The 6,564-nt window shown below is 61.9% G+C and carries 6 protein-coding genes; 3 read left to right on the top strand and 3 right to left on the bottom strand.

The window, feature by feature from the left end:
• Positions 1–67: 67 nt before the first annotated feature.
• Positions 68–730 (bottom strand): 3-oxoacid CoA-transferase subunit B, encoded by a 663-nt coding sequence (locus tag QMA15_RS12975; RefSeq protein ID WP_020906493.1) that lies wholly within the window; start codon positions 728–730, stop codon positions 68–70.
• Positions 727–1,494 carry a CoA transferase subunit A gene (locus tag QMA15_RS12970; RefSeq protein ID WP_153211317.1) on the bottom strand — a complete coding sequence of 256 codons (768 nt, stop codon included), beginning with the start codon at positions 1,492–1,494 and terminating at the stop codon, positions 727–729. Before QMA15_RS12970 ends, QMA15_RS12975 begins: the two co-directional genes overlap by 4 nt.
• 167 nt (positions 1,495–1,661) lie before the next feature.
• Between QMA15_RS12970 and QMA15_RS12965 the strand changes: the two genes are divergently transcribed.
• Positions 1,662–2,441 (top strand): IclR family transcriptional regulator, encoded by a 780-nt coding sequence (locus tag QMA15_RS12965; RefSeq protein ID WP_113682241.1) that lies wholly within the window; start codon positions 1,662–1,664, stop codon positions 2,439–2,441.
• Here QMA15_RS12965 and QMA15_RS12960 read toward each other — a convergent pair.
• The gene (locus QMA15_RS12960) at positions 2,438–3,040 is read right to left on the bottom strand and encodes an XRE family transcriptional regulator (protein ID WP_113682242.1); all 603 of its coding nucleotides are present in this window, start codon (positions 3,038–3,040) and stop codon (positions 2,438–2,440) included. The genes QMA15_RS12965 and QMA15_RS12960 overlap by 4 nt on opposite strands.
• 110 nt (positions 3,041–3,150) lie before the next feature.
• On the opposite strand from QMA15_RS12960, the gene QMA15_RS12955 reads away from it, so the two are divergent.
• On the top strand, positions 3,151–4,557 hold the full coding sequence (locus QMA15_RS12955; RefSeq protein WP_029254642.1) for an MFS transporter: 1,407 nt from the start codon (positions 3,151–3,153) through the stop codon (positions 4,555–4,557).
• Between the two features lie 95 nt (positions 4,558–4,652).
• Positions 4,653–6,560, top strand: a complete 1,908-nt coding sequence (locus tag QMA15_RS12950) for an alkyl sulfatase dimerization domain-containing protein (protein ID WP_290284777.1) — start codon at positions 4,653–4,655, stop codon at positions 6,558–6,560.
• The last annotated feature ends 4 nt before the right edge of the window (positions 6,561–6,564 follow it).

Raw genomic sequence — 6,564 nt, 5'->3', positions numbered from 1 at the left:
TTCAACGATCCGAGGAGTCGACCCATCGGGGTACGAGCTCCCGCAACAATCACAGTGGTCGTGTCGGTCATGCCAGTTCAACTTTCAGTTCGGTGCCGGTCGCGGCAACAACGTCTTCGACGCTGACATCGGGGGCGAGTTCACGCAGGACAAGTGGGCCTTCGTCGCTCACATCGATGACGGCGAGGTTGGTGATGATCCGATTCACCACGCCCTGGCCGGTCAGGGGCAGGGTGCACGCGTCGACGATCTTGGGGTTGCCGTCGCGGTCGTTGTGCTCCATGACGACGATGACACGCCGGGCACCGTGGACGAGGTCCATTGCGCCGCCCATTCCCTTGACCATCTTGCCGGGGACCATCCAGTTTGCGAGGTCACCCGTCTTCGACACCTGCATGCCGCCGAGAACGGCGGTGTCGATGTGGCCGCCGCGGATCATCCCGAACGAGAGGGCCGAATCAAAATATGCCGCACCGGGATTGACGGTCACGGTCTCCTTGCCGGCGTTGATGAGGTCAGGATCGACGTTGTCCTCGGTGGGATACGGTCCGGTACCGAGAATTCCGTTCTCCGAGTGCAGGACCACACGAACGTCCGACCCCAGGTATCCGGGAATCAGTGTGGGAAGACCGATTCCGAGATTGACGTACTCGCCGTCGATCATCTCTGCAGCCGCCCGCGCTGCCATCTGCTGGCGCGTCCAACCCGTCACTGTCACTGGTGCGGTCATCGTGAGGTTCCTTCCGAAGCGCTGACGGTTCGCTTTTCGATTCGCTTGTTCTGAGGGCCGGTGTGCACAATTCTCTGCACGAAGACTCCGGGCAGGTGTACCGATGCCGGGTCGATTTCACCGGGCTCGACCAGACGTTCCACCTGAGCAATGGTGACCCGTCCCGCCATCGCGGCGAGCGGGTTGAAGTTCATCGCGGTCTTGTCGAACACGAGGTTGCCGTCGGTGTCACCGAGAACAGCGTGCACGAGTGCGTAGTCGGCGTTGATCGCCTCTTCCATCACGTAACGCTTGGTTCCGAAGACGCGAGTCTCCTTCGGAGGCGATGCAATAGCGATCGAGCCGTCGGCGTCGTAGCGCCAGGGCATTCCGCCGTCGGAGATGGGGCTACCCACTCCGGCCGGTGTGAAGAATGCGGGGATTCCGGTTCCGCCGGCGCGCAGACGCTCGGCGAGCGTGCCCTGCGGCGTCAGTTCCACTTCGAGTTCGCCGGCCAGGTACTGCCGGGCGAACTCCTTGTTCTCACCGACGTACGACGCGGTCACCCGTCGGATACGTCCGGCGCTCAGCAAGATTCCGAGACCGTGATCGTCGACGCCGCAGTTGTTGGAGAACACCTCGAGGTCGGTTGCACTCGTTGCTGCGATCGCGTCGATCAATACGTCGGGGATGCCGCACAAACCGAATCCGCCGACGGCCAGCGTTGCTCCGTCGACGATGTCGGCGACCGCGTCCGCCGCGGACTCGTACACCTTTGCTGTCATGTTTTCTCCCTGCCAAGCGTTCATTGAGTAGACACTCACTCACTTCGCTATCCAGTGAACTATCTCCAGTTCACAGGTTCAAGGGATCTTGAATATCAACACAGAACTGATCGACTGCTGACCATCTGAAGAAAATTCGTTCACTGAATGGACGCTAGGATGAACTCATGCCTACTCACGAGCAATCACCGGCCATGGTCGCGCGGGTGGCGGCACTTCTGCGAGCCCTCGGCGCCTCTGAGTCAACGGGCATTTCCACCACTGAATTGGGCAAGGTCACCGGCCTCGCTCGGCCCACCGCGCACCGACTGCTCACGTCTTTGGCTGCCGAAGGACTGGTCGACCGTGACGCACGAACCGGTCGGTGGTCTCTCGGCCCGGAGTTGTACCTCCTGGGCGCCGCGGCCGGAAATCGGTACGACATCACCGACCGCGCTCGCGACATCGTCGACGACCTCGCCCGGGTCACGGGGGAGAGTGCATTCCTCTCGGCACGTCGCGGCGACGAGACCGTCTGCATCTTGAGTCAGGAAGGCAGTTTTCCGCTGCGATCTCACGTGCTGCACGAGGGGAAGCGATTCCCGTTGGGGGTCGCGTCGGCGGGGCTTGCCATCTTGAGCCACCTACCGACGCGGGACGTCGACGACTATTTCGCCCGAGCGAATCTGGAGTCGGAATGGGGTGAGATCCACAGTGAGGCATCAATCCGCGAGCGAATAGAGTCGACGCGTGTCACCGGCTATGCCGTCAATCCAGCCCTCATCGTCGAGGGAAGCTGGGGAATGGGTGCCGCGGTGTTCGACCGCAACGGGCGCCCGGACTGGGCGCTGAGCCTGACGGGAGTGGAAACCCGCTTTCGGCCCACGCGTCATGCCGAGTTGGGAACGCTACTTCTCGAGTACGCTCATACACTGTCGAACCGACTGAAAACGCATGCAGTGGTCTAACTTTCGGGTACCGGTTCGTGCGCAGTAGTAGTTCTTGCCTTCGTGCGTACGTGCGCCTTTTCGCCCTGCGGGCCGAACAGATGCAAGATCTCCACGACCTGTTCATCGGCGGGCCCGAACCAATGGGGCTCGGCGGTGTCGAACTCCGCGACTTCACCGGGGTGCAGGACAACCTCGTTCGTACCCAGAATGAGACGCAGATCCCCAGCGAGGACGTAGAGCCATTCGTAGCCGGCGTGGGTGACGAGCTTCGGTGGACGTGGACCGATCACCTGTTTGAAGACCTGCACCCGGCCCGGATAGCGCGTCAACGGAACGACGGCACTGCCGTTCTTGCGTCGACTCGGGGTGAGATGGACCCGAGGATCGCCCGTGGCGGGAGCGCCGACGAGTTGGTCCAGCGCGACCCGGTGAGCACGCGCGAGCGGTAACAGCAGATCGAGGGTGGGACGACGCTTACCCGATTCGAGTCGCGACAGTGCGCTGACGGAGATGCCGGTGGCGTCGGACAGGGCCTCGAGGGTCAAATCGCGATCCCGACGAAGCGTTCGCAGTCTCGGCCCGATATCGGTAAGCAACTGCTCGAGTTCGGCGTCCATGCGCTCATCTTTGCAGTTTCTGCAAATTTCTTACCGGCTTTGCAGGCTGGGTTGCGACGATCCTTTCGACTGGCGAGCACGGCAGAACACTTCGAGAGATGGAGTCCGAGATGAAACCTTCGAGCGGGATCGACGAACCGCAAGTGATCGGACTTGACGCACGCCGCCGGTGGGGCATTCTGGCCATCTGCTGCACGAGCTTGTTCGTCGTCGGGTTGGACACGACCATCGTCAACGTCGCTCTCCCCGCGATCGGGGAGGGATTCGGCGTCGGAACCGTTGGTCTCGAATGGATTGTCAACGCGTACACACTCGTCTTGGCGAGCTTGCTGATCTCGTCCGGCGCCCTGGCCGACAGGTTCGGTAGAAGGCGGATCTTCCAGATCGGACTGGTCGTTTTCGGGGTGGCGTCGATCGTCTGCGCGCTGGCCCCGTCGGTGGGAGTTCTGATTGCGGCGAGGATCGCGCAGGGAGTCGGTGGGTCGATGCTCAGTCCGGTGGCCCTGGCGATCGTCGTCAACGTGATGACAGACCCGAAGGAGCGAGCCAAGGCGATCGGCGTGTGGGCTGCGGTCTTCGGTCTGAGCATGGCAGCAGGACCGATAGTCGGCGGAGTCCTCATCGAGAGCTTCGGCTGGCGATCCGTTTTCTGGATCAACGTGCCCGTCATCGCAGTCGTTCTCGTGCTGACCGCGGTGTTCGTACCGCAGTCCCGGGCTGAACAACCTCGACGTCTCGACTTACCGGGGCAGGTGCTTCTGATGGTCGTCGTGGGCGGATCCGTGGCTCTGCTCATCGAAGGCCCACGAATCGGGTGGCTGGCCTCCGGTGCAATCGCGGGTTACGTCGCCGTCGCTGCCGCGCTGGCAGCGTTCGTCCGGGTCGAATCGAGAAAGAGCGAGCCGCTCATGGACCCCTCGCTGTTTCGGCACCGACCGTTCACCGGGGCAGTCCTCGGCGCGATCGTGGTGTTCGTGGCACTCAACGCGACGCTGCTTCTGGGCACCTTCTACCTTCAACAGGCGCGTGAAATGACTCCCGCCGCCGCGGGCGCGATGACACTACCGATGGCAGTCGCCGCAACCATCTGTGCGCCGTTGTCGGGGATTCTCGTCGGACGCTTCGGTGCACGATTGCCGTTGCTGATCGCCGGAAGCTTCACCGCGCTCGGCGGACTGTGCCTGGTCTCTCTCGACAACAGCACAGGCACTGCGACGTTGCTAATTGCGTACCTGTTCCTCGGTATCGGCTTCGGTTTCTCGAATGCTCCGATCACCAACACCGCCGTCAACGGACTACCGAGAGCGCAGGCAGGCCTTGCCGGCGGGATCACCTCCAGTGCAAGGCAGTTCGGCGCTGCTCTCGGTGTGGCGCTGGCCGGCGGCATGATCGCCGGCAGCGCACAATCAGACATCGCCGAGGCATCGAGAGCGGGTTGGATCCTTGTCGTCGCATGTGGACTCGTGGTTCTTGTCATCGCCCTGATGTCAGGAGGTTCCGAGAAGACGAAGGGGTGAGGAGTGTGAGTTCACCCTGCGCGGGTGATTCCAACGCCGCTGCCGCCGGATAGAGATTATGGGTATCTGATCGTCGTATCCGAGCGGGGAGTGCCATGTGCCAGACACCAAAGGACGCAACACCGGCCACCGTGACGGTGAATCGCGAAGCGGTCACGCGGTACGCCATGGATGACCGGCAAGATTTTGTCGACGCGGATCGTGGCTTGATCGCACCGTTGCCTGGCAATGTTCTCGGCGACGACGGGCATGTGGTCTTCGACCCCGAGGCATTGGCGTACATCGGCGACGACGTTCCGGCGCCGGACACCGTCAATCCCAGTTTGTGGCGCCAGAGTCAGGTAATTCGCCGGGGTGGGCTCTACCAGGTGACGGATCGCCTCTACCAGGTGAGAAACAACGACATCGCAAACCTGACGGTCGTCGAGGGTGATGAAGGCCTGATCATCATCGACTGCATGGCGGGAGTCGAATCAGCGCGCCAGGGCATGAAGATGATTCGCGAGCACGTCAGCGACAAGCCGGTTGCAGCGATCATCTACACGCACACCCATATCGACCACTACGGCGGAGTCAAAGGCATCATCGACGTCGAGGACGTTGCGTCGGGAAAGGTGCCGATCATCGCGCCGGGCACGATCGCATCGTTCGACAAGTTCGCAATCGGCGAGAATGTTGTCGCCGGCAATGCCATGGCGAGGCGGTCGTTCTATGCCTTCGGCGGATTGCTCGACCTCGGTCCGAAAGGGGCGGTCTCGTGCGGGATCGGCGTGCTCAGCACCAAAGGCCCTCAGATCTCGTATATTTCCCCCACCGACGGCATCACCGAAACCGGAACGAAGCGAGAAATTGCGGGTCTGGAGTTCGAATTCCTCTATGCACCCGATACCGAGGCTCCGGAGGAGATGCACATCTGGATCCCCGAACTCGCTGCACTGACGTGTGCGGAGAACGCCAATCATTCACTCCACAACATCCAGACCCTGCGCGGTGCGCGTACCCGCGATGCCCGCAATTTCGCGCGATACCTGGACGAGACTTTGGAACGGTGGGGCGACGACGCGGCCGTTCACTACGGACCGCACACCTGGCCGGTGTGGGGCAACGAGGACCTCGTTGGCTTCATCGAATCACAAAGGGATACCTACAAATACATTCACGACCAGGCGCTCCGGCTGGCGAACAAGGGATACACGCCGCTCGAAGCCGCCGAGGTGATCGAGCTACCCGAGGAGCTCGGCCGCAAGTGGCACAACCGCGGGTACCACGGAACTCTGCATCATGACGTGCGTGCCGTGTACACCAAGGAACTGGGAATGTGGGACGGCGATCCGGTGACGCTTCATCCACATCCACCGGTCGAGTCGGCGAAGAGGTTCGTCGATCTCCTTGGGGCGCAGAAGATCCTGGATGAGGGTAAGCGAGCATTCGACGCCGCAGACTACCGGTGGGCGGCAGAGATCCTGCACAAGTTGGTGTTCGCTCAACCGGAGAACACCGAGGCGAAGAACCTTCAGGCTGACGTCTACGAGCAGATGGGGTATCAAGCCGAGGGACCTCAGTGGCGAGGTATCTACCTTTCGGCAGCGTTGGAATTGCGTGAGGGCTCGCAACCCCCGCCGTACATCACTGCGAGCGAAGACAGCGTCCTCGCGATGCCCATCGATATCTTGTTCGACTTCGTAGCAGTGCATCTCATCGGAGACAAGGCAACTGACGTCGACCTCCACATCGATTTCGTGTTCACCGATCACGACGACGAGACCTGGACGGCCTGGGTCAGGCGCGGCGTCCTCAATGCCCGCCGGGGAGCGGCGTCGAACACACAACTGACGGTGTCCGGGCCGAAAGCTGCACTGATCGGCGCACTTCTGCAACCGGGTGCGGCTGCGGAACTTGCCAAAGCCGGGAAGATTACGCTCACCGGAGACGAAACGGCGCTGGAGACACTGGGAGGGTTGCTGGATACCTTCGATCCCAGTTTCAATATCGTCACGCCGTGAGGAA

Origin of the sequence: Rhodococcus sp. APC 3903, assembly GCF_030407755.1 — a bacterium.
GTDB classification, from domain to species: Bacteria; Actinomycetota; Actinomycetes; order Mycobacteriales; family Mycobacteriaceae; genus Rhodococcus_F; species Rhodococcus_F erythropolis.
This window is presented reverse-complemented; position numbering and strand designations above follow the sequence as displayed.

Bases quoted from the DNA above. Each gene is read 5' to 3' on its own strand.
- QMA15_RS12955 (WP_029254642.1), top strand. From the start codon at position 3,151: ATGAAACCTTCGAGCGGGATCGACGAACCGCAAGTGATCGGACTTGAC.
- QMA15_RS12960 (WP_113682242.1), bottom strand. From the start codon at position 3,040: ATGGACGCCGAACTCGAGCAGTTGCTTACCGATATCGGGCCGAGACTG.
- QMA15_RS12975 (WP_020906493.1), bottom strand. From the start codon at position 730: ATGACCGCACCAGTGACAGTGACGGGTTGGACGCGCCAGCAGATGGCA.
- QMA15_RS12970 (WP_153211317.1), bottom strand. From the start codon at position 1,494: ATGACAGCAAAGGTGTACGAGTCCGCGGCGGACGCGGTCGCCGACATC.
- QMA15_RS12965 (WP_113682241.1), top strand. From the start codon at position 1,662: ATGCCTACTCACGAGCAATCACCGGCCATGGTCGCGCGGGTGGCGGCA.
- QMA15_RS12950 (WP_290284777.1), top strand. From the start codon at position 4,653: ATGTGCCAGACACCAAAGGACGCAACACCGGCCACCGTGACGGTGAAT.